Consider the following 26,129-nt stretch of genomic DNA (forward strand, 5'->3'; position numbering starts at 1 on the left):
ATGACGCCTGCCGAAAGCATCCGTGACGCCAGCCATCCCAATGCCTGCTCGTTCCCTTTTACTGCCGATGGCAATGCCGTTTTCCAGCCGAGCGTCGATGTGGCGTTTCTTGACGGGAACTCGCAAACCTACAGCGAAACTTTGAGTTACGAATCCCACTCTCCTGATGTCTCTATCGCCGAAATCGGTGTCGCGGCCGATGATGGTGGACAGTTTGCAACGTTGACTTTGACGGCGTCCGACGACACCGATATCTCATACGTCTCCGTGGAGTTGACGGGCCTGAGAGCCTCGGATCTCAGGCGCTTCGGGGGCGTTGTCGAGAAGGCAGCAAATAGTGCGTTCGTAGAAACCAACGGTTTCGTTCGGAAGCGCCCAATCACTGACGATCAGACCGACTTCCATTTCCTTGCGCCTTTTCAGGAGACTCTCTCGGGTGAGGAGATGGCCCGGAATGCCCTGCTTTTGATAGAAGCCACGGTTGTCGATGCCTCCGGCAATCAAGCAAGCCTGTCCGAGGTCAGATACCTCGGGGAGTCGGTTTCGGAGTCGGTCAACGGATTGTATGTGGCCCCCGAATCCCTCGTTTTCTCCGATGCACTTCAATTCGCGCGGCTGCTGCCCTCCCTGGATTACGAATTTCGGGGGTTGACCCCGGCACCCGGTGCCGGTACTGGGGTTACCTATACCTCCTCGGAGCCATCGGTCGTTGCTGTCACGTCCGATGGTTTGGTCTACCCCCTGAAGGAGACCGCTGCCGACGTAGTGGCAATCGAGGTCGCTTACCCGGGACAACCCCCCGTTCCGGTTCCGGTTACGGTCGATTATTCACGAAACTTGACCGGACTCCGCTACCAAGGACAGGAGAGTGGCCCATTCAATCTGTCACGCTTGAATGCGACATTGCCCTTGCCCGAGTTGAGCGCCGTTTTCGACGACGGCAGCACGGCGCCGCTGAACGACTCCCTGGAACTGGCCTATGAACTGCCATCGGCGTCGGAAGGCATCATCAATGTTTCCGCCCAAGGGCAGCTAAGGGCGTCTGCCATCATCCCTCAGGAGGCGCCGGTAGTCCTTCGAGCCAGCCTGAAACGCGACCCGGGGATATACGTCGATATTCCCGTCACAGCGACTGACGCCCCACCGGAGATTGACATCGATGTACCTTCGCAAGCATCGGTCGGCACGGAACTGAATCTGACGCCCCAAGCCACCGATGACGTGGCCATACAGATGGTTGAGTTTTGGCTGGAGGGAAATCTCCTGGGACGTAGTGCACACTCGCCCTATCAACTTTCATTCCCCCTGTCACAGGAAATGGAGGGGCGAAGCTTCCAGTTCTCCGCCATCGCCGTGGACAGTGCGGGTCAGAAGAGCGCTCCCGCCCTTGCAACGGTAAAGGTCGTCGCCCAAAGAGAACTGGACACGCCCGAGTTCAGCTTCGAGCTCCCCGAGGACGGGAAAAGCATCGTCGAGGAGAGTCCTCTGGTCGCGGCGGTTTCGTCACGCCTGGGCAGTATCAGCGAGCCGTTGAACGACAGTGGGATAGAGTATGTGGAGTTCTTCATGGAGGGGGAAAAGCTGGGAGAAGCTTACTATCCTCGCCTGTCGAAGCGCCCCAATCCATCGGACCCCAAGGACGAAATCCTTTTCGAAGTTTGGCAGTCGCAGCTCTCCACTCCGTCCATTAGCACGACGCAGACGACCCGCGCTCTCTCGGCCATTGTTCACGGTAGCAACGGGTCGAGCACCAAGGCTCCTGCCAAGCTCATCAAGATCATCGGTAATGCGAAACCGACGGTTCGTATCACCTCTCCCCTGGCTGGCTCAAGCGTCACTATCGGTCAGACGCTTCGGGTTACCGTCGACTTGGCGGATGACACATTGGCGGCAGGTACGGCTGTTCGGCTTTTGATGGATGGTCAGGCGGTTGGTACGAGGGAATACACGAAAAAAACCGAGGCCGGCGAAGGGGACCACGGTTACGGCGTAACCACCGAAACCTTTGAAATCGAAATCCGGGAAGACTGGGAGGGGCGTTCGCTCGAATTCCTGGCCGAAGCGGTTGACTATCATCAGGCCGTGAGCCAGTCGGAACCGCTTGCCGTCCCGGTCAAAATCGATCAGCCGCCGACCGTCGCCCTGGCCCATCCGGTGGACGGAGCCAGTCTCGTTGCCGGGCTGCCTGCCGAGTTGCGTGCCAGCGCATCGGACGACTTGGCGATCGAGCATTTGGATTTCTACGTCAACGACAATCTCGTCGGCAGTGACTACAGGGCGCCGTTTTCCGAGATTTACGAGACACCCGAGGAGGTATCGGGTGAGGTGCCTCTCTCGATCCACGCCGTCGCCCATGACTCGTCCGGCCAGATGGCGACCAGCAACCGTGTCAAGGTGACGCTTGGCCAGGATGCTGAACCACCGGTGGTCAACTTCGCCTCACCGGAAATCGACGAAACCGACGCGGGTGACGACATCGCCTCTATCGTGGAGGGTAGCGCCTTCGTGCTCAAGGTGACGGGCTACGACAACATAGGGGTCGGCTCGGTTGAACTTTACGGGGTCAAAAAGCTGGACGGGGCGGGGTTCCTGCTTACTGGTGATGCCAATGACCGGCTGACGGGCCAGGATTTCGCGCCTCAGTCGATTCCTGGTGTTCTGCACGCCTTTTCGGCGCTCAGGATGGTTCGCGCACCTCCTTTCAAGTATCTGGAGGGCGTTAAATTCGATCGGTATCCCGTCCGGGTGGTGGCCACCGATAAGGCGGGCAATGAAACCGAAGGCCGCATGGTGGTCGGGGTCTATGCTGATCAGCCGCCTTCGGTAGAAGGCGTGATCCTTGACCAGACGGACTACTTCAACCAGCAGTCCGGATACCTCACGGTCATAGCGCGTGACGATAAGTTCATAGAAGCCCTTACCGTCAGCATCACCGATGCCAATGGCAATGTTCTTGGCTCCCAGACCAAGGATCCCGACACCGGTCTCGTGCCGGGACCGGAAGTCAACGAACGAGTCGACTTTGACTTGGCCTCATTTGCGCTCGATAACCGGAACCAGAGCCTTCAGGTCGAGGTAACGGCGGTGGATAGCCGGGGGCTCTCCTCCGACCCCGTAGTCGCTCCGCTGAGTATTCGCGCCGACGACGCCCCACCCGCTTTTGCCATTACGGACCCATCCCAGGCTGCGCCGCTGTTTGCCGGCGATACGGTCTACTTCTCTTACCGGGCAGCGGATGAAACCCGCGTCGAGAGCCTTCAGGTCCGGATCGACGGTCAGACCGTACACTCGGGTTCTCCGGCGGCGTCCGACCAAGCGTCGAGCGTGACTGGCAGATTCCCGTACGCTATTCCGGAGGGAAAAAGCGGCGAACTGGTGCTCGAACTGAGCGCGCAAGACATCTACGGCAATGCGAATACGCCCACCAACTGGCGGTTCGAACTCGTCGTCGATGAGCCGCCCAAGCTTTCGGTTCGGAAGCCGGCACCCGGTTCAAGGCTCGTGGAGGGCGAAAGCTTCACCATTACCACTCTGGTTACCGACGACCGGCGGGTCGAAGAGGTGCTCTATTTCTATACCGACACGGATGGCGAGCACCCGCTGAAGCGCTTCAAGCGCCGGGAGATCGAGAACAGCACCGAGGGTGCTTACTTGAGCGCATCGATTCGAGTCCCGACACTGGAGTCGGAGAACACCCGGGTCTATGCCCGGGCACGGGACAGCAGAGACCAGACCACGACGATCGACCTGCAATTGGAGATCGAGGACGACCTCGAGCCCCCCACGGTCGTTCTTGAAGAGCCGTTGGAGGCTGTCAGTGTGCTGCCCGAACAGAGCTTCACCGTGCGGGGTACGGCGGCCGACAACCAGTATGTCGATGGCTTGAAGCCCCGACTCGAGGCAGCAGACGGAATGAACCTCCCGATAGAGTGGGAGGTGTTTTCCAGAAAGGATCGGGTAGAGTCGACACAGGTCGCAAACCCCGGCACATTCGGGGCAGTCCTGGTCGGTGAGCGCTTCTATTCGGATTTCGAGGGGAGGCTCAGGATCCCGGAGGCGTTTTCGAACTACGCCGGCCAAACCCTGAAGCTGTTTGTCAGGGCGTACGACCGCGGGGTGAATGAGGCGGAGACCGACCCCGTCGGGGTCGAAATTCTCAATGATGATGTCCAGCCTGTCGCAACCTTCCTGAGCCCCGAAACGCCGCTTTACGAAAGCCAGGCGGCTGCGGTCGCTGTCAGAGTTTCCGATAACGTCGCCGTCCAATCCTACGATCTTCGCTTGATTGCTTCCGACGGGAGTGTCGATCTGATCTCGTCGGCGGACAACCTGTTGTCGAAAGAGATTCTCCTACCGGCTGACAAGAACGACCCCGCCTATGATCTGCATTTGCAGCAGTTCCCGCCGGGTGAGGAGAGCGGGCACTTCTCACTCTCCATCAGGGTGACGGATTCCTCCGGTAACGAATCGACGCAGACCGAGCGCTATACGGTCCTTGCGGACGCGCCGCCGACTGTACGGCTTGCTGCCGAAGCGCCGGCCGATGGTGCACTGAGTGGGCAGGCGGTCTCTGGTACTTTCGTCGTGGAAGATGACTTCGTCGGCGGCGGGGCCCTGAAGGTGGCGCACCTGCCGCTCTTTACTTCACTTTCCGGTCTCGGCGAATCCCGGGGCGTCCTCGGAATGAGCGAACCCACTTCAAGGGATGGGAATCGTCCGTTCTATCGGATCGACTATCCCGAGGCGGCAGGCTGGGAAGGCATTCTCTCTGTCAACGGAAGGGACTTTCTGAGGTTTGAAGGCGATACCCTCGAAGCACGGGCTCCGCTCGACTACCCCACGGAGAAGATCAAATCGCTCACACTCAGCGGACCGGACCTGGGTGCGGTGGAATACGAGGTCACCACCTATTCAGATGCCGTCTGTACCGGAATGCGGGCCGCCGAGAGCGTGGGCACCCAGGGACAGCTCGATTTGACGCCCTATATTGGCGCCGATACGACCCGTCTGGAGGTCCGGCCTGTTTTGATGGACGGTAACGGCGGCCCGCTGCCCGGATCCCTCCGCTCGATCATCCTCTCTATCGAAGAGATCAGGGGCGTTCGCAGCTATTCCGCGGACGGCGTGAGCAAACGCGTCCGGCCGGAGTTCCGAATTGCCGTAATGGTCGATGATCAGGGGGCAGGCGGAGGAAGTGCATTTATCGAGACGGGTACCTTCCATCTGCAGGCAGGTGAGTACGGTGAATACGGGTATTCGGTACCGCTTCCGCCCACCGCTGCGATCCGGCATTTCGCGGTGCTGGGCCATGCCACCGACCGGCTTTCGGGGCAGCGGGATTCGATTCTCCTTCAGCCGCTGTCGACCCACCTGGTTAATGCCGATGTCACCCGGCCGGGGCTGGAGTTGATATCACCGAAGCAGGGAACTGTTGTCGTCCCCGGCCAACAGATCGACCTCAAGCTCAGTCACGAGGATGACTCGGGGCTGTTGAAGTCGATTCAACTGCTCGAAAACCGTGCGGACTCGGTACGCAGCTTGGCGTCGCGGTTCGGCAACAGTGAATCCTTCTTCCCGTACCAAATTCCCAAAGACCACGGCGTCACTGAACTTGAACTCACGGTGCTGGCGGAGGACTGGGGCGGAAATGTCTCGGAAAACTCGTTCACCTATCCGGTCCATGCCAATGAGGCCCCGATGCTGGAGATGGCCGGATTCCATTCGTACCGTGTGAACGGGCAGTTCACAAAGACGATTACCGATCCCAAGCGCCTCAATTATGGCGAGTTCTGGGTGCGTAGAGGGGAGCCGTTCCGTCTCGATACCGACCTCAGCGACGACGCAGGGCTGACCCATTTCGTTATCAACCGGCTGGCGCCCGATGGCTCGGTTTCTGAGGAAGTCTATTCGGAACACTATTCGCACCAATGCCCCGAAGAGCCGATGGTTCGGGACGGGGTGACCACCGACGTCACCTTCGACCAAGCCGAACCGACCGAGTATGAACTGTTCGTCGTCGACAACGTCGGCAACGAATCACGGCGCACCTTCCTCGTTCACCCGCTGGGCAACATGGTCCCGGAAATCCGTTTCATCTCCCCGGCTGAAAACCAGGAGATCGCGGCCGGAACCTTTGCGGTGAGGGCCCGGGTGCTGGCGGTCGACGACCGCTTTTTGAGTACGCCCCAGTCGATTCGAATCACCGCCAATGGGATCCCCCTGCAGGTGCTCTCGGTCGAGGAACTCGACACGGTTGATGCCCAAGTGCGGCAGGGATTCTCGTCGATTCACGACAGCATCGAAGAGAAATACGATGCGGACAAGGCCGCGCTGTATGCGTCTTCGGACAGTCCCTATGCCAGCCAGATAGACTATCTGCTGGAGATCCCGGAGGGGTTGGTGCGTTTCGATGAAACCTTGAAACTCGCCGCTACAGTGGCCGACTCCGACGGGGCCGTCGGGACGGCCGAGCGAAAGGTCCATGTCGTCGCCGACACGATTAAGCCGGAACCGGTGGTCACCGCCCCAAAGGCAGGTTTTGGGGGCATTGAGGGTGCGGACTTTACCCTCAAGTTCCGTGGGTACGACAACGTCAAGGTCCACGCGCTCGAACTGCATACGGCCTACGGGGTATTGCTGGAGAGTGGTGAGTACCGGAAAGGGGAGTATTCGCCGGTAAGGACGGTGGACGGGATCCCCGCAAAGGATTTCGAACCGGTATCGACGGTTAACATCGACTCCCCGGAGTACTCGCAGATCCTGCACGCACCACTGCTGGGGGAGATCGCATCTTCTCTGGGAGAGACTCCGCTTTCCGATGTCCGCCGGGCCGACCTTTGGGTCAAGGTGGTCGCGATTGACGCCGCCAATCGGCAGTCGCGTGAAATCAGCTACCCGATAAGGCCCGACGAACGGCCCACACTGGACATCCTGGAACCTCTACCCGGGGCGCATGTCGTCGAAAACACCGATTTGTACGTTAACGCCCATGCTTTCGACGATGTGGGCGTTGGGTATGTGAAGTTGACCGCTGAGTACGGCAACGGGAATCCTCCCTATGAACTGCGCCTGAGGCAGGGGCCATACAACTATATGGTCCCCGTTCCCTCCTTCGATTCGTCGGTTCCGGAGAACAATCTCATTAGAATCCATCTCGAGGCGGTGGACACCTACGGGGTAGCCCAGGGCGATATGGACAAGCACCGGGCCGAGGAGACCATCGAGGTCACCATAACCCGGGACGAGCCTCCGACGGTCGCCTTCGGTCTTCCCAAACCGGGGGCCGAGGTTATCGAAGGGACGCCGATGCTCGTCCAGATCAATGCGGTTGACGATGTGGGCATCGACCGGGTTGTCTTGATGGTCAAGGGGCTGAATGGCGGTGAAAAGATGTTCACCGATACGGCATTCCCCTATGAGTTCTATGTGCCGGTGCCCTACGGCCAAGCCGGCAAAAGCCTTGTCTTGAGCGCAGCGACGACCGAGGAGCGAGCCGACTCGCCCCGCACCGTAGAGGCCGCGAACGACATCACCGTCCAAGTCCTGAAAGATGACGAGGCGCCGGTCATTATGCTGGTCAGGCCCAGCGGCACGGCAACCGTGGCCGAAAACCGGTCATTCGCCTACCGCGCCGACATTACGGACAACGTAAAGGTCGGGCTCGTCAGCATTGAAATGCTGGCCGACCTGAACGGGGATGGCGACTTCGACGACTCGGAGATCGTGTCGAGACGCTCGCTGCTCGAGGGCCCCTACTCGGGCACACAACACGTCAAGACCATCGATGAGTACCTCAATGCTCAAGACGGGGAGGCTGTTCCCGACCAGTTGGCGTTGTATTTGCGGGTCATCGCCCGCGATGGAATTGGCAACGAATCGCGTACCGGAACAGCTATCAGCCTGATCCGCAACCAGCCGCCGGAGGTTACCGGGATACGTCTGCTCGACAGCCGGGGCTTCTATATCGGTGAACCGGACAAGGTCACAGAGGGCCGCGAAATCGTTCTGAATGTCACCGCCCGGGATCCGGAAGTAGGGGTCGACCGGGTCCAGCTCGAGTACGCGATTGGTGAGCCGGACGGTGACTTCGCTTTCAGGCCGCTGGGCGAGGATGCCGCTGCTCCGTTCCAGTTCCATATGACCGTTCCCGCCGGGCGGGTGGGCGAAGCCCTGCGGTTCCGGGCGACAGCTTTCGATATCGACGGCTACCAGTCCCCTGTGACGGACCTGCCACTGCCGCTGCTGATCAAGGCCGATGAACCGCCCGAAGCGCGAATCATCTCGCCGTCCAGCGATAACGCGGTGGTAATCGACGGCGAGGACATCGAGGTCTTCGTGGAAGCCTTTGACGATCTCGGAGTTGAAGGGATCGACCATGTGGTCTTCTACGTGAACGGTCGCCCTGTCAGAACCGTTTACGACAGCTATGGCAGCGAAACCGATAGCTTCGCCCAGGACCACGTCTACCGAACCAGCATCGGCGCACCCGCGGGAGTGAGCGGGTTTACACTGCAGGCGGTCGCCTACGACAAGCTCGGGCAATCGGGTGAAACGCAGGTGGTGAGTGTCGGGACCATCGCCGACACGGTGGTGCCGAAGGTCAGCGTTCTTCGGCCGCTCGATCGGGACATCGTCACGGGGGCCGAGACCCTCAGGGCCCTGGTGTCTATCGAAGATATCGGCGGTGACATCGAAAATGTTCAGATGTACTGGCGCCGTGAGTATCAGGGGGATGCCGGCCAGTGGATAGTCCTTGACGAGTATCCCCTTGAACTGTATCGGAACGACCAGCACAGCAGCGGAGACACCACCCCGGTAAGTGACCCGGACAATCACAAATATATCTACTGGGCGGATTTCTCGGACGGGACAGTCCTCCGGCGGAGCGATGAGCGAAACGAAAGGCTCCGGGTGACCACGAAGGTCGTGACACCGGCACATACCGTGACGGAAGAGACGATCTACGAGGTAGGCCTGCCCTTCAGTCAGCGCCGATATATCGCTCCCGGGGAGGACAATCCCGAGTATGGGAAAGGTGTTTATTACTCAGCGGTTGACCAGTACCAGTCGCCCGACCGGAGGGGCGCGATGGTGGCGGCATGGTCGACCGCCGATCCGATGCGGATCGAGGCCGGGCTGGGTAATATCACTGCGGCAGAAGATGCCGGGCTCGCTCCGGGGCCCCGTACCGGCCTCTTCATCATGGATGCGGTCGATGAGTCCCAGGGCAACGGTGAAGGCGACTTCTTTGTCTACTCCGACCTTCTCAATGGCGCCTCCGAAATTTTCAAGGGCACCATCGGGGAGATCCACGCAGATTCGAACCTGGTGTTTGCATCCAAGTCCGGCGTCACGGGGCAGACCGAGTGCGGGACCCGGGGCAACCCGTTCGGCGACGCCTGCCGTTTTGTCGGCGCCCTCTCCAATGAAATCAAAAAGGATTGGCTCAATGGACCCGACGGCGCCGAGGGGAGTGGTGCCCTTTATCTGGACAACAGTAGCGCGGAGCTCCTGATCTTCAACAACCAGAACGGCGATCAGCAGTTCGGGCTTCCCTATCAGTTGACTGGCCGGGTCGACCTTCCCTATCCGGACGCCTATGGCATAGCGAGAGAGGATGATTTGGCACTGGTCGCCAATGGCTACGGCGGTGTGCAGATCATGGACATCAGCAATCTCAGAGCGCCGTACCACGTCGGGTATATCAAGCCCAGCGGCTTCGCCCGTGACGTCAAGGTATCGGGGCGGTATGCCTTCATCGCCGCCTCTCACCAGGGGGTTGTGGTGGCCGATCTCGCGGATCCGGCCCTACCCATCGTCGGCCAAGTGGATACCCTGGGTGTCGCCAACCGCCTGTTCCTGGAGGGCGATCGCCTGTTCGTCACCGATATGGCGGGCGGAGGGGGTACCTCACAGCTGAACATTGTCGACATCAGCGACCCGTTCCAGCCATCCGTGCGGCAGGTCGTGGAACTCACGCCCGAGCGCCCCGACCTGGTGACAGACGGCGTCTATGACGTTCATGTCGCCGGTAATTCCGCCTATGTGACCGTCCACTACTCCGACCAGACCGACCGTCCGGACCAATCGGTTGTGGAAATCATCGACCTGGCGAAGCTTGACGAGCAAAACCTCGACATCACCGTTCCCGCCGTGACTCACCGGGATGCATCGACAACGGATTTCGCGGCACGGGGTATCACCATCGCCCGGGGTGCGGTTCAGGTGGCAGCCGGCCGCAAAGGTATCGACCGGTTGGAGATGCCGACGCTTACGGTTCTTGCCCATACTCCTGTCAGCGATGAAGCGAACGTGGATGTCGAGCTTCCCGAAGTTACGCTGCAATTGTCGGCCCCCCTCCCTGCAGATACACCACTGGCGGACTATGTGGAGGTGCTGCAGGGAGACGCTTTGGTGGGGACGCCTGTCTCCAACCAGTTCGATGTACACTTTGCCAAACGCGACGACGGGTTGAATCAGCGCGTGATCGTGATCGAGCGCAAACTCGACCAATTCCTCGAACCGAACCGCCGCTATTATGTACGGCTCAAGGAGGGGATCGCCCCCGTCTCCGGTAATCCGCTGGCGAGTGATTATCTCTTCAAGTTCACTACCGTACCGGATGCAGAGGCCCGCCATCCGGATATCACATCCATCTGCACCGTAGCCGTTGAGGACGGCTTGCCTTGCGTAAGCTCGGGTGACGTTCGGGGCGGAACCGAAATCGTCGTTCGCGGTACCGGTTTCGGAGAAGAACCCGCTCTATCGGTTGGCGGCCAACCCCTGGCGATCGACAAGGCCGGGTACGATGAGGCGACAGGGATCTACAAGCTTTTCGCCAAAACGGTTCCCAACTACGCCGGACCGGCAGCCGTCACCGTGACGACGCGGTTCGGTTTGCAAGACACTGTACTGGGTGGCTTTACCTATCTCGATCAGCTGGAGGTCTCCTTTATCCATCCGGCGGTGGTGAGTGTTAGTCAGGCAGGAGCCAACGACCAGGTCTCCATCGTGGGTTGGGGATTCCATGCGGGCGTGGAGATCAAGGCTTACAAGAGCGGCCAATCCGACTCCGCCGTTATCGACCGCGTCGGAGATGGGCGGCTGAGTCTCTACAGCGCGGAAAAGATGTCCTGGCTGGTTCCCGATTTCCGCGAAAACGATCAGAGCGGCTATCGCGGATTCGTGGATATCGAGATATCCGACAATCTCGGGCGGCGATTCCTGCTCAAAAATGCACTCTTCTATGGGAAGCTCGATGTTTCCCGAACCCTGGAGACCGAACCGATCCTGTCGAAGTCGGATATCCAGGCGCGGTTTGTGGCAGCGTACGTGCCCGACGCGGCCAAGCTGCCTCCCGGGCGCATTGTCGACATCTCCTCCGATGAGTCGCTCAACCTGCTCTATGTCCTGGGGGCGGGTATCCGTGGTGAAGGCGTTCCCCAACCGGGAGATGTCTACTCGAAGGAGGTGGTCGATTCATTCTACGCGCCCGGCTGGATCAGTCTCGTCAAGTACGACCCGGCCAACCTCGCCGAAGCGGCACCGCGGCACGGGCTTGGCTACTACAACCTTCCGCAGGACATGCAGCCCACCTCGATGGCGCTGGGGGCCTCCCACCTCTATGTCACGGCCAAGGGTATGCTCTTCCCGCATGTCGATACGCCGCATGAGGATCAGGCCCTGCTGCTGGTCTATGATCGCGAAACCCGGAATCCGGACGACTACACCGAGCAGCCCCCCGGAAAGGACCGGGACATCCTCTATAAACTGCCCCTGCCGCTCGACGGCACCCCCCAGCAAATCCGTATTCGCGATCGGCTGGCTGTTGTGGCGACCAAAAAGGAGGTCGCCATCGTAAGCCTCTCCGATCCGTTAAGGCCCAGCCTGCTTTCCAAGATATCGAGTGCGGCCGTCAACGGACGCACCATCCCACTTGATGTGCGGGATATCGAGACCATCGGCGATCAGCTGCACATCGTATCCAGTAGCAGGCGGTTCATATTCGATCTGGCCAAACCCTCGCTGCCTCAATTGGCAACCCACGATAGCCCGGGGCAAACCGGTGTATCGAGGGGGCGGCAGCGCTTCGGAACGGGTGATGCGTACACGGTATTCGATGCCGAACGTCCGGAATATATTCGCCAAATCGCTGATTACGACGGCAACGGCTTCAAGGTTCCGGGAGTCAGCCGGGGGGTACGGTCACTTGCTACGCTGGGCGTCAACCTGACGCGAAAGACGGATCGCGAATGCGGCGAAGGCTTCGGGAAAAACAGCCATTACCTCGCCATATACGACGGCAGCCATTCGGCGGTTGGCCTGCTGGATGCCATGGCGGTCTATCCGCAATGCGAGCGTAGCGCGCGCGGAGCCGACGTGCCCCTGCCGGCCTGGAGTGATCCACTGCTGTTTACCGGCGATGGGATTGCGCTGTTTGGCCACTGGGAGGGCCGGGGTACAGGTATATCGACGCTCAAATTCGTCGACAGCCTGACGCTCGATGTGGTCGATACCGAACCGAAGACGGGTGAAATCGGTGTGCGGACCGATACGCCGATTGAAGTCCGTTTCACCAAGAGCTTGTCCGCCCGTAACGACCTGAGCAGTTATATATCGCTATATCGCGTCGCCGACGATGGGCTCGAAGAGGAAGCCTTTGCCATTGATACCGGCGTCAATGGGCGCTTGCTCAAAATCCGGCCGGAAGCAGCCCTGCACCCGCACCAAACCTATCGGGTGCAGCTCAGGGAGGAAGCAGGAAGCCGCAGGACCCGGGGCCTCGTCGACTATAGCTTTACCTTCACGACCGGCTCCGGAACTTCGCCAAGGCTCGAAATCCTCGATGTCTCGCCGGTATCGCTGCCCCTCGAAGGGGGGACCCTGGATATCATCGTAAACCGCGACGCCGGGGCCGCGTCCGTGACGGTTGCAGGACAGGAAGCCCCCGTCGACGGAAGTGAGCCGCTACCGGACGGTAACGTACGTTATCGGGTCACGGCGCCAACCAACTATCCGGGCCCGGCGCGCATCGAGGTGCGGGCCGAAGACGGCAGTACCGGAGGGCTCACGGGTGCGGTGCACTACGTGCAACCCTTCCTGCTGAATAGCATCGAGCCGAAATCCGGTTCGCTCAACGGTGGAACCACCGTTAGACTCCACGGGCAGGGTTTCCGGACAGAAGGTAAATCCATTGTGGTCACCTTCGGCGGTATTCCTGTCGCCCCGGACGAGATCAAGCTGGTGGATACAGGTACCCTCGAAGTCGTGACGCCCGGGGGCACGATTGGCACCGTTGATGTCCAGGTTAATCTGGGAGGGCAGGAGAAGACCCTCAAGCAGGCGTTTACCTACCTTCAGCCGGTTCAGGCTTCCATAGAAGGCAAGGGCCGAATCTACGACCTGGAACTGGACCCGACCGGTAACTTCCTCATCGCCGCGCAGGGTACGGGGGGCGTGGTCGTCTATAACGTCAATGCATCGGATTATACGGGCCAAGCCTATAACCTCGACGACCTCCGTGGGCTTATCGACAAAGATGGTGACGGGGTCGACGACCGGATTCTCACCACCATTGACCTGCCCTCCGGCTATCGGGCGATCGGTGTCGAGCCGTACTTCGAGAAAGGGGTAGACCGCATCTTCGTAACCGCGATGCGGTTCGAGGGAGGGCAGCCTGGCGGAGCACGGATTTTTGTCGTCGGGTTCGATTCTCTGAACATCAACAACAGCACGATTATTGGTGACTTGGCGCTTCCATCCTTGGCGGCAAAGGGGGTGGCGGTACGAAATAACCGGGCACTGCTGGCGCTTTACGAGGAAGGCTTCGGCACTGTCGACAGCTACCTGCCCAACAAGCTCTATATGACCGAAAGGCTTGCGATGCCGGCTGACAAGCCGCTTCTGGATATCGCGCCGGTGCCGCAGAAAGCCGGAGACAGAAAGCACTTCGTTGCCGTCGGCGGTGAGTTCGATTTCCAGGCGAACCGGCTGATTGAGGTTGAACGAGTGGGAGGCGGCGGCTTCTACGTGGTGGAAAAGGCGCCGGAAATCGGCAGCCGCGTCGTGGGAACGCTGGATATTCCCGGAAGCCGCGTAAAAGTGAGCGGTCGGTACGCGTTTGTCGCGGCGGGCAAAGGCGGCTTTGTCGTCGTGGATATTGGCGAGCCTACGGCACCCCGTATCGCTGCCCGTGTCACCGACGTGGGAAGCGTGTTCGATCTGGATGTGAAAGGCAGTACGGCCTACCTAGCCACCGAAGCACGCGGGATTGTGACTGTGGATATTACGGATCCCGCGTCTCCCCGGGTTTCCGAAGGAATGGAGAGCCTTGGGGGGCACCTGCTGGATGTCATCGTGGCCGGCAGGAGTTCGGTTGTGGCCGGCGGCGGCGACGCCGTGCAGGTCACTCCGGATGTCATTCTCCAGATCGCTGATTACATCCCCTATAGTGGGATTTTGGATCGCACCCCTGACGGGAAGGTCTCGATCCGAGTGCGCTTTAACAAGGCAATCGACCAGTATCCGCCGAACCTCGAACGTTTCACACTGCTCGACGCCCAGGCCCAACCCGTGGCCGTGGATAAGCTGATCACCAACAATGATGCGATTCTCACTCTGTCCCAGGGCGCTATCGAGGGTCTGGAAACCGGGGAGATCCTGACGCTCGTCGTCGAAGAGGGGGTCGCGTCGGTCAAGCCGGACGAGAGCGGCCCGATTGAGCTGTACCGCCTTCACCAGACACAGCGCCGTGAATTCAAATTCCGGGGGGGCTCATTCGGCAACTTGTCGGTCGATGCCGTGGTACCGCGCCGGGTTGCGAAGGATCACGCTGCGGCGGTTACGGTCTCGGTGCGGGGGAGTGACGCCACACCGGAGAACACACGGATCTATGTCGGTGATGTTTTGGCGGCAATCGACTCGGTCTCGGTCAGCGGCGAAAGCGTAGCGGCGATCTTTACCGTTACGGTGCCCCCAATCCCCAGCGAGGGGCAGTACGACGTCACCGTTTCGGCCAAGCGGGGCGGAATATGGGAGAGTGCAACCCTCTTTGGCGGCTTGATGGTGGATGCGCCGATCCGCTTCGATTCGCTGTCGCCGCGCTGGGGACCGGTTCGGGGCGGGACCAAGGTTACCATTGACGGTGAAGGCTTCGAACCGGGCAATACCGTCATGGATGGCCTGAGCATCCGGATTGGATCAATGCCGGTTCAAGATGTCGAGGTGCTGTCCACAACCCGCATCCGGGTCGCCACGCCCAAGGGCGTCCCCGGGCTGCACGATGTCACCGGTGAGGATCGGTATGGGAACCAGACCGCACTGCAGGGAGACGAGGGATTCGGTTATGGACTGAAGATGCTCGCCTCGACCCAACCTTCCCTCGTATTCCCCAGTGACATCTACGTCGACAGCGAAGCCGGTGTGGCGATCACCAACGGCGGCTATCTCTATCAGGGATTCGTCAAAAAGAGCGTGGGGGGCGTCGATTTTCCGGACAGCACGCGCGCGGCGAGCTTTGATATCCAGGACCCGCGCCTGCCGTCGCTGGTCGGTGGAGAGACGGCCCTGCCAGCCGGGGGCGAAGGGGAGGAGAAGCTTCGGCTCAAGGCGCAGGCATATGGTTTGATAGCCAAACAGGCCGATGGCTACCAGCTGAGCGATAGCGACAAGGCCCTCATCGAAAAGCAGAAGGCGATGGACTTCGCCACTACGCTCGATTCGATTCGCATCTCTCCTGAGACGGAGTACGAAGAGGGCGTCATGCGCCGGCGGCTCTATGTCGCATCCGGTAATGGCGGCATCGCACGGCTTAACCTGGATGAGCAAAACGGTCTGCAATTTATTGGCAGTGTCGAACCGGGCGGCCATACGGTCAATGTGGCCAAGCAGGGGCACGTACTGTTCGCAGCCACCAGTCATCCCTCCGGAAAGACTCCGAATTCACAAGGCTGCCTATATGTCGGTGCCAAAGGGGCGCCGGGTCCGCTGGAGCTGTTCAACTACCAGGAGCCGTTCGACCCCGTTGCATTCGATGAATCGGCCGTGACGGGAATCGAGAGCGGCTCCACGCTGCTAATCGACGAGGGGTGGCTATACAGTGGCGGTGCCCACGCGGCCAAGAGCTGGGGAGCTCAATGCCCACCGGTTTGGGAGACCTATACCGCGGCTGAGCCGAGGCCTTCCGAGGAGTCGCTTCTTCAGGCAGTCAATCTGTTCGACCCGGCCTTGACCCGGCAGTATCTGTTCGAGGGGAACGTGTTCGATGCGACCCCCTACGGCGACTGGTTGATAGCGGCACTGGGCAGCAAGGGCGTCGAGTTCGTCGAGCTGGAGGGGCAGGGCGAGCGCCATCGTCTTTCGCTGGACGGGCATTTGCAGGAGAAGGCGGGCAGGGCGCTTCGACTGAAGGTTATCGGCAGCTTGCTGTTTATCTCGGCCGATAATGGCATCGTTATCGTCGATATCCGCAATCCGGCGGAACCGAGGATTGTGTCGGCGGGTAACGTGGAGCACGTGGAGGCGCTTGACATCTTCAAGGGCCGTATCATTGCGGGCGGCGGTGCCCGGGGGTTGGAGATCTTCGAACTTCCCGATTCGCTCGTGGCGGGTGCCTCCGTAACTCAGGGCGGTCTGCTGCCCGCAGACCCGGACGCCACGTTGGAAATCCGTTTCAACGAGCCGGTGACCATCGAGTCGCTCGCTGCCGATGCCATCTCCCTCGTCAGGCGGGTGGGTGACGGAAACGAGACGAGCGTTCCGTTCGAACTCGTTCCCGTCGAAGCGGACGGCCCCATTGCCGAGCGCTTCCAAATTCGCTTCGACAAAGTGCCGGGGGACTCGCTTCGCCTTGAAGTGGCCGATGCCGAAAATACGCGCGGGGGTGGTCTCTGGATGCCTTATGCGCTCGACTTCGGTATTGCTGCGGCCGGTTCCAAACAGCCGGCAATACGGCATATCGGGAACGGTGCGTTTCTATTGAGCCAGCAGGGCCCGATTACCCTGCATGGTCAAGGGTTCCGGCCGGAACTCCGCGTGCAGGTCAACGAGTATGATGTGCCGTTCCAATGGGTCGACGAGAACACGTTGACAATCGCCCCGCACGCGCTCGACATGCTTCCGTTGAAGCCGGGGCAGCTCCACCTCCGGTTGGATGACGGAGGGCTGCGCGAAGACTGGCTCGGGGCCTTGATAGCAGGCGCCGACGTGGAATTGGCTGATATCGACTTCTCCATCGCGCCCGACGCAGCCAATAAGGAGGGCGGACGCCTGGTCAAAGTGAAGGCTTCCGATGCCGTCATTCTGCCGGGTACCCGGGTTATTCTGAGGGCCAAGAGCAGCGCTACGGAAATCTATACGGGACGGAGTCCTTTCGAAGAGGCAGCAGGTCAGGAGACGATTGATCTCCAGGACGACGTTCTAACGCTGAATAGCTTCCAATTTATTCTCCCCGGAGTCATCGATCCTGATATCTACAGTGTCTATCTGCGGGTGCCCGCGGGCGGGAGCGTTGAGGAGGTTCACGTCGGCGACATCTCCTACACGCTACCGAAGGGACTGGGGATCGAACTGCCCAATTACCCCCCGATGGAGATTGGGGCCTCGGAGAGCATCGGAGACCGACTCTATGTCGGGGTCAAATCGGGCAGCCGGCCGACGGGGAGCAACCGTTTTCTCATGGAGGCGGGGCTGGAGATTTACGACATCGGCCTCTGGGAGCGTCCGGTTCGCCTCTCGCAGATGCGTCTGGCGCAGCCGGTCACCGGGCTGGCCGTACTCGGCAACCAAATCTATCTGGCTAACGGCTCCGACGGCATTCAGGTGGTAGACACCAACGATATTTCCCATCCCCTGTTGGTTTCGAATGTGAAGCTCCCGGGACATCGCGCGATGGACGTCGCGGTCGACAAGACTCGCGGACTCCTTGCGGTGGCGGCGTCCAACGATTTGGGGACCGGCTATATCCGCTTCTTCGCGACCGAAAAGGATGGTCTTGTGTCGGCCCCCGGTTACGCCAACATCGAGTTTGGCGGCGATGGCTCCGGCGCCGAGTCGCTGGCCGGCGCTCCGGTCGATATACAGTGGCTCAATGGTGAGCTGTACGCGCTTTTTGTCCGCGAGGGCCAACTCTACCTGGCGGTATTCAGCACTTTTGGAAATGAGCCCGACTACCGTGTTCACAAGCTCGCGCGGGCGACGGTTCCGGCAGGCTACACGGCCTACGATCTACCCTCGCTTCAGGCGCAGCACGGAGTCGTCAACGTTACAACGGACTCGCAGTACCTTATTTACCGCCAAGGCGAGTCCGGGGAGTTCGAGGTTGGCTACTGGGAGTACAACGAGGGAACCGGCTCGGAGCTCGTCGCTATCGGCGGCACCACGCTCCAGTCCAACGGACCGGGTATCGAAACCAATGGTGCTCCCTATCTGGCCGCCACCGATATAGCGCCGGGCACGGGCAGCACCCTCGCATCGTCCGAAACGATCACGATCGCCTTCAACTGTCTGATCAACACCGATGCCGCGCACCTCAAGCAAGCGGTCCAGGTGCTGGGCGGGGATTCCCAGCCCCTCGCCGGTGTAGAGTTGGTGGGCACCAACACCCTCTACGGCGGGCTGATCGAGATCGGCTTCACGGGTGAGTACAGCGGTCCGGTCACAATCGAGGTAACCGGAGCCCTTACAGACCTGGCGGGACACCCCCTGAACCGCGCAGTTTCCGCCCAATACGTCCGCAACGGCGGTATACGCCCGGTCATCGACTCGGTCGTCCGTGAGGTCGAGGACCAGACGGGGTTACACTATTTCCACGCCGACGGGACGGAGATCGCCTCGATTTCCGGACGCAACTTCGGAATTGACCCGGAGCAGATCGGCGTCTGGTTCGGTGAAACGGCGATCGCTTCGCAGGACATTCTGGCGCTCGAAGATGACCGGGTTCGTTTCGCAGTACCCGATTTGGGGTTCGGCTCGCAGAGTCTCTCCCTGGCAGTGCGTGTGGAGCGAAAGGACCAGGGGCTCGACTATGTAAAGCATGCTGGTGCCACTATACTTCCGCAGGTCGCCATCGATGATATTGCTCCGCATACCGGGCCGCCGCAGGGGGGTAATCGTGTTGAAATCTACGGCCGCGGCTTCAGCCATGGCAATACGGTCAGATTCGCCGGTGCAAAGGCAGGCGACCTTAGGGTCTACAGCAGTAACAAAATCGAAGTCGTAGCGTCCGCGGGCGCCTTCGGCAAGGCCGGGGTCACCATCGAAAGCGACCTCTTCCCGGGCGAAATCAGCCGCTCTCCGGTGGACTACTTCTATTCGGGAGCCGCGACCGGCAGTGTCAATCTCGCCAGCGATAAGCCCAGTCCGGTTTCGGCGATTGCCATTCGTGGGCAGGCGCTCTATGCGATAACGGGGGGAAGCTACGACGTTCTGGACCGCTCGGGCGGCGTCGTCAAGCGGTTGGATAGTAGTGTCGCCAGGCTGGTAATCGCGGATGTGTCCGACCCGGTTCACCCGATAATTCTGGAAAAGGAGGTAGCGGACCAACTCTATCCCTACCATTTCGACGTGACGGGCGGGCTGCCGCCCAGCGGCTTCGTGGGCATGCAGCTTGGCGAAGAGAGCCTCTTTGTCGCAGGCGGAAAGCGCCTGTTCCATTTCGATACGACGCTACCGACCGATCCTCTGCTCCTGGCAAGCCGAACGTTCGAAGCGGTTGTGAGCGACATCCTGCTTGAGCGGGGCGTCCTCTATGTCGCTACTGGCGGAGGCGTGGAAATCTTCCGTGTCGAGTCGGACCGAAGCCTCACGCCTCTTCGTGTCATCGGAGTCGAGCGCCTGGGAGGCTCCCCCGGAAAACTGGCCATCGAGGGCGGGCTGCTCTGGTCGACCCTGCCGGACACCAAGCGGGTGGTCGCGGTCGAACTGGCCAGCGGAACCTACGAGACGGCGCACTCCTTTGAGACAGTGGATAAGGCGGGCGGTCGCTTTACCCCCTCGGACCTGCTCGTCGAAGGCGACCTGATCCTGGTAGGGGGCGGCAATACCGGTACGGTAGTTGCCTATAAAGCCGATTCGCTCCAGTACCAACCGCTCGGAGCCCTCAACCTGGCCTATCTCGTTCGTAGCGGCGACCTCTTCCTGAAGGAAATGAAGCTTGTCGGCCAAACACTGTACGTTGCCGGCGGCCAGGGCGACCTCCAGCTATATGACGTAACCGATTGGCTCAATGGCGCTTTCCAGGAAGCCCCGCCATTGGTGAACTATTTCACCGTCACGGGGGACGTGACGACGGTGGAGTTTACCGCCGATGCGCTCTACGCCGGCACCGTATTCGCCTATGTCGACGGAGAACCGGTCGAAAACCCCATCGACGACCCGGGAGCGGCCAATCATCTGGGCGGCGGGATGAATACCATTGCCAACCGCGATCTGGCTGTTAGCGGACAAACGCCCGCCCCGGGCGGGAACCTGCCGGTAGGCGACACTATTGAAGTGCAGTTCAACCGCATCATCGATCATGGTCAGGTCCAGGACTTCGGAAGCGGACTTATCGAGGTCACGCTGGACGGCGTTCCGGTCTCCGGATTTGTTTCGCAGCAGGTGACAAGCGATGGCGGGCGACTGATCTTCAGGCCAAGCCGACCGCTGCAGGGCAACAAGGCCTACTGGGTCACTCTGTCGGAGAACGTTCGCGACCTTCACGGAAAAACGCTAAACAAGCCCTACACCTTCCGTTTTGTAGCGGTGGAGGGCGCCCGGCCGGTGATCGAGTCGGTATCCCCCCGAACCGGCACATGGCGCGGTGGAGACGAGGTGGTGATCCGCGGACGCGGGTTCGATACCGAAACGGCCATCGAGGTCGGCGGTCAGGCGGTCGCCGCGGGTGATATCCTGGGAATTACGGAAAACGAGCTGCGCTTCCGGGCGCCCGGCCTGGCGCAGGCGCCGGATGACAACCGCTCCGTAGGCGTGGCCGTGCAAAACGGCAGGTTGGCAGACCTGCTGCCGGCGAGCTTTACCTACATTACCGACCCGGTCATCGAGGCAATCGGTCAGTTCGATCGCAGTGAAGGACGCTTCAACGCAAGCGTGGATCGTTTCCTCTTCAATGCCGGCGAGTTTATCGGCATTAGGGGGCGCGGTGTCTCGGCGCAGACAAAGGTCCGCATCAACGGCAAAAACCCCGGGGCGATTCGGGTCGAAAACGCCAACACCATCAGCGTGCCGGTTCCGGGGGATACTATCGGGACCCTCGAGGTGGAACTGAGCAATGGGGATTTCACCCTCGATCGCGCCGTCGATGCGTCCCTGCGTGTGGAATTCGACTCCAAAATAAGGCTGACAAACGTCTCCCAGTTCCGCCGCTTCGGCGATCTGCTGGCGACTGCCCACGAAAACGAGATCCGCCTCTTCAGCCTGCGCGACGGCGCACAGCCCCAGTATCTCTCCAAGATACAGACCCGGGCAGAGGTGCAGCAGTTGGCGCTATCGGGCCGGTTCGTCGCCTCCCTGAGCGGCGAGAGCCTCGACCTTGAAGTCTTCGATATTACGGAAATCTACGCGCCGGAACGCGTCAACTTAATTCTCAACCGGGAGCAGCGAACCTGGGGGCAGTTGCGGCTGTCGGGTGCCACTGTGCTGCTGGTCGAGGGTGAACGGCTCTACCAGGGGAACGTCAACAGCGACCAGTTGACGCGCTACCCGCTGCGTGGGGAGGGGGAGCCCGAGTTCTTCCATATCGAGGTGGATGACTCAAACGCCTACCTGCTGTTTGCCGACCGCGTTGAGGTCCGGGACGTCACCGTTCCGGATCGGGTCGTAACAAGCCATCTCCACGGTATGTCTACCGTTGAAAGACTGCGCAGGCAGCCCGGGCGGCTTCTGATCCATGGCGGGGCCGAGATTCAGGTCCTGTCCCTCCCACTGCTCCTTTCCGGAAAAGGAGACCCGGTTATGGGCCGGATCACGGCACCCTCGGCTGCCGTACTCAATGGCGAGCTCCTGGTGCGCCCCGTCAGCGGAGGCTTCGGACTGGCCGATGTAGACTCCGGTTTGGACGGCTTGCAGTCGCATTCCGTTGCCCGAGTTCGTGCCAATGTGCATTCCTATAACGTCAACCAAATGCGCTTCGAAGGTGGTCTGCTCGAGTGGCGCCGCGGAACCAGCTACTACAGCGCACAGATCCCATTGCCCAATGCCTGGCGACTGAAACCCGGCAAGATCACCGTAGCGGCTGATACCTTGCGTCTCGGTATCGCCGGCGGCGAAGCCTGGCGCAGCGTCACGATATCGCCGGTTTCTCTTGGCACGGGGGAGGCAGTAAATGGAAGTAGTTACCTGGAGGGCAGCGATGTCGTGTTCATGCCCTCCGGAGCGGACTTCACCCTGGGTTCGGTCTACGGCCTCGAGTTCGCTACCCAGCCGAACGCGTTGATTGATGGGGGACAAATCAACGTCGATCTGCCCTGGTTCATCGGTACCGAACCGTTATTCGGCCTGGCGCCAATCCGGATAGACGGCGTCAGCCCCACTACCGTATCCGCCGGGGAAAGCGTCGACTACGAAGTGGCTGGCCAGCAGCTGCAAAACGCCACCGAACTGCAGCTGGGCGATCGACTGCTTGGCGTAGAGCAGTTCGAGGTTTCCGCAGGAGGAGACCGGCTCACGTTTACTGCGGCTCTCGGCGAGGCCGGACTCTATTCACTGGCGCTATCACAGCCTCAGCAGGTGACCGTTCTGCCGGCGGCGGTTGCCATTGTCGAACCCCTGGTGATCACTTCCGTGAAATCGAGTAATCCCCTGGGTGGGGCAAAGGTCAGCGACCGGGGAGGGGATACCGTTACCGTTGAAGCCCACGGCCTCTCACCCATGGTCTCCGTCCACTGGTATCCCGCTGGCGAGGGTATTCAGCCCAACAGCGCGAATAGCGTCGGCTATATTCTCAACGCCGAAAACCATATCGAGTTTATAGCGCCCGAGGCCATCGTCGGTAAGCTTTACCAAGTCAGCCTCGTTCGGGAAGAGACCGGGGAGGTCGCCGAACCGGCACCGGACGAGCTCCTCACGGGCGTCGACGATACCCGGCCGACGGTTCGCAGGGTTCAGGCGCTGGATTACCACAATGCCCTTATCCTGGAGGGAAGTGAGCCGATTAAGGCGGCGGGCTCCCGAAGCTTCCATGTGATCAAGGGGTTCCGTGACTATGAGGAGCGCGCAACGGCGTCCGTCGACATCTCCAGCCGGTTCGGTGATCTCGAGTCCGTTGGTAACCGGCTTATCCTGGGTCTCAAGGAAGGCGAAGCCCTGGAGCACAATGCGATCTACGAGATAGCGGTCGAGGGGCTTCAGGACCCCGGTGGCAACACGGCCATCAACTCAGGTGGTGTGGAAGGCGGGGTCTTCCGCGACCGATTCACGGCCAGAGATCTGCTGGCACCGAGCTACGACTCGGTCAGCCTAACCTCGCAGGGAGGAGAACTCGTGTCGCCTTCGCTGGAATTCAAGCGGGGCAGCCTGTACGAGTTCACGATTTCCGCGGTCGATAACTACCGCGCGGCGGAAGATCTGGCGGTCAGTTATCGGCTCTCCACCAACGGGGGACTTAGCTACCGGACTGCGTGGACGAAAGTCGAGAGCGGTATGTTCAGCCTTGCGATTGGGGAGGACTATCAGGGCCTGCAGATTCTTGTTCGGGTTTCGGACGGGACCAACGCCACGGAGCGGACCTTTATCGGCACGGTGGTCGATCCGAATATTGGCCTCGCCACCGACAGGCTCGGCTTCGTCACGGATCCGGATCCGGTCGAGGAGCTGACTCCGGCAACACTGACATTCAACCTGGAAGGTGACCTTTCGCTTATCCGCACGGCACAAGTAAAGGTCTTCGACGAGCCGTGGCAGAGTGCCTCCTTCGACCGCGACGCGGGAACCGTAACCCGCAGTTTCCAAAATCCGGCCCTAAGGGATCTGCTGGGCGAGGGGGCAGAGATTGAACCGTATCCCGTGCCGGTTGCCCTGCGAGTCGGATATGGACTCTCCGGCCGGGAGACCTATCTCCGCTTCGATGAACAGTATCTGCTACATCCGGACAGCACGCCGCCTTCATTGAGCATCGTTTCGCCGGAAGATGGCGAATTCGTGCCCCGTGGTGAAACGGTGGAGGTGAGGCTCCGTGCCTTTGACAGTTACGGTATCGATTACGTAGAGCTCTGCCTGAACAGCAGTACTGCCGATGTATTCAGTGATAGTCAGGCATGCAGCCGTCTGGCCGATCCCAACCGCTTAACCTTCACCGTCGCTGAGCAGGAGAGTTCCGACCAGGTCATCGCGGCCAGGGCATTCGACCTGAACGGGCTCGTCAGTGATCCCGTTTCCGTTACGCTGCACCCGTACGACGGGTACGGTCTTGCGCCGAAGGTTGAAATTCTCAGCCCGGAACAGGGCGCGCGCCTCCACGAGGGGGAGACGGTCGGCCTGCATGTGCGTCTGCGCGAGACGACCAGCGCCCAGGTCTACTTCGACATCGACGCCGACCCGGACCATCCGGGCAACCCGCAGCCGCTGACCGTGACTCGTGGCGCCGACGATCCCGAGGTCGTTGAGTTGCCCGCCACCATACCGGCAGTCGAGAGCGATTCGGTAGCCGTTATCAGGGCCGTTGCCGAGCACGATGGGACTTCACTGGAGGGCAAGCAGTTTATCAATATCGTCTCCGATGACGGCATTCCCGAGTCGGTCGACCTGCTCGTGAGGCCTTCGTCAAGGGTATTGACCGGAACCGAGCTCTGGACCTGGGCCGACGCACCGGCGGGGATGGAGGACTACAGCGAGGACTCCCGCCTCGAAATCCTGGATCCGCAAGAGACTGCGGCCCCGCAACAGTATCCGCTGGAGGCTCAGCGGCGGGTTACGCCGGTCAACACCGAGGGAAGCCGGATCGCTGTGCGCACGCTCCTTCGGGATCGCTCCGGGCATGAAAAGGTCGAGACTGTCGACCTCGAAAAGGTCCCCTATCTGGGGTCCGAGATCGGCCTGTTGAGGGAAGCGAACGATGCGACGCTGCTGTTCCCGACATCGGTACCCGGAGGTTCCGAAAGCGTCTATTGGGCGGAAAACCGGCACACCGGTGGCTTCACCATACGGGGTGAAGGCACCAAGCTGCTGGAGAGCGAAAAGGGTGAAGTCCGTTATCTTGGCTTTACCGGAAGCGGGCTGGTCGCCCAGGCGCGCGTGGAGGGCGAGGATTGGCTTCACTTCATGCCGCTGGCCGGCGGCCGGTTCGGCGAGGCGGTCGAGAGGCGTATTCTCGGGGACGTTATCGGCGGCAACGGAAACAACCTGTTCGTGCGCCATGGCAACCTGATTGGTGGCTACCAGTATCGCGGCGGCTTTGTACCGCTTGTGGGTATCAGCATCGAGGGGGATCTGAAACAGGCCGCCGTGGACGGGCAGCGGGTGGCCGTACTCACCAGTGAACAGCTTCTTTTGCATTCGGTCGGCGATGGCGAGCTTCCTGTTCTGAAGCGCGACGCCAGCCTCGATCTGTCCGGCAAGTCCCGGTTCTCGAGCGCCGGCGACCGGGTCGTGGCATGGAGCCCGGGGGCGTCTCCAACGCTCTACGCGCTGGACTATTCGTCTGACCTTTCCGTTGAAGAACTCGGCCATCTGGATGTGGATGGTGAGGTGCAACAGATCCGTTGGGACGGAGAGCTGTTCTGGGTGCACGCTAACAGCCCGCTCTATGGCCCGCACTGGGAAGCGTGGTCCGGAACCGAACAGGTGGGCAACCTTGAGGGCGCTGACGGCGATCTCGCCTTTGCGGGAGGGGTTCTCTACCGGACTGCGAATACGCCGGCCGGAGGCCAGCTGACCACCCGGGGCATTCAGTCGGCTGCGTCCGGGGAAACGGTGGAGCTGGCACTTCAGCGGCTGCCTTTCGGCGGGGTCGTTACCGGCGCCTTCGGAGACGGCGCCCTGGGGGTTCAGAGCATCCACTTCACCAATGACGCAGGACAGTCGCTGCCCTTTAGCCGGTTCTGGAACGGAGGTGAATTGGATGGGCGTATCGCGACGACGGCTCCCACGGGCTGGACTTGGATGCTGGAGCAGCCGACCGTGTCCGAGGGTGTTACCGT

Annotated in this window: 1 protein-coding gene (only partly in view); it reads left to right on the top strand. The window is 60.7% G+C overall.

What is annotated here, in order from left to right:
• Nucleotides 1–26,129: the 5' portion of an Ig-like domain-containing protein gene (locus tag Q7L05_RS00745; protein ID WP_303900901.1), read on the top strand. The gene runs 14,764 nt beyond the window's last position; the window shows 26,129 of its 40,893 coding nt (coding positions 1–26,129); it begins with the start codon at nt 1–3; its stop codon lies beyond the right edge, outside the window.

The sequence above is a fragment of the Thiohalomonas denitrificans genome (assembly GCF_016841685.1).
Lineage (GTDB): Bacteria > Pseudomonadota > Gammaproteobacteria > Thiohalomonadales > Thiohalomonadaceae > Thiohalomonas > Thiohalomonas denitrificans_A.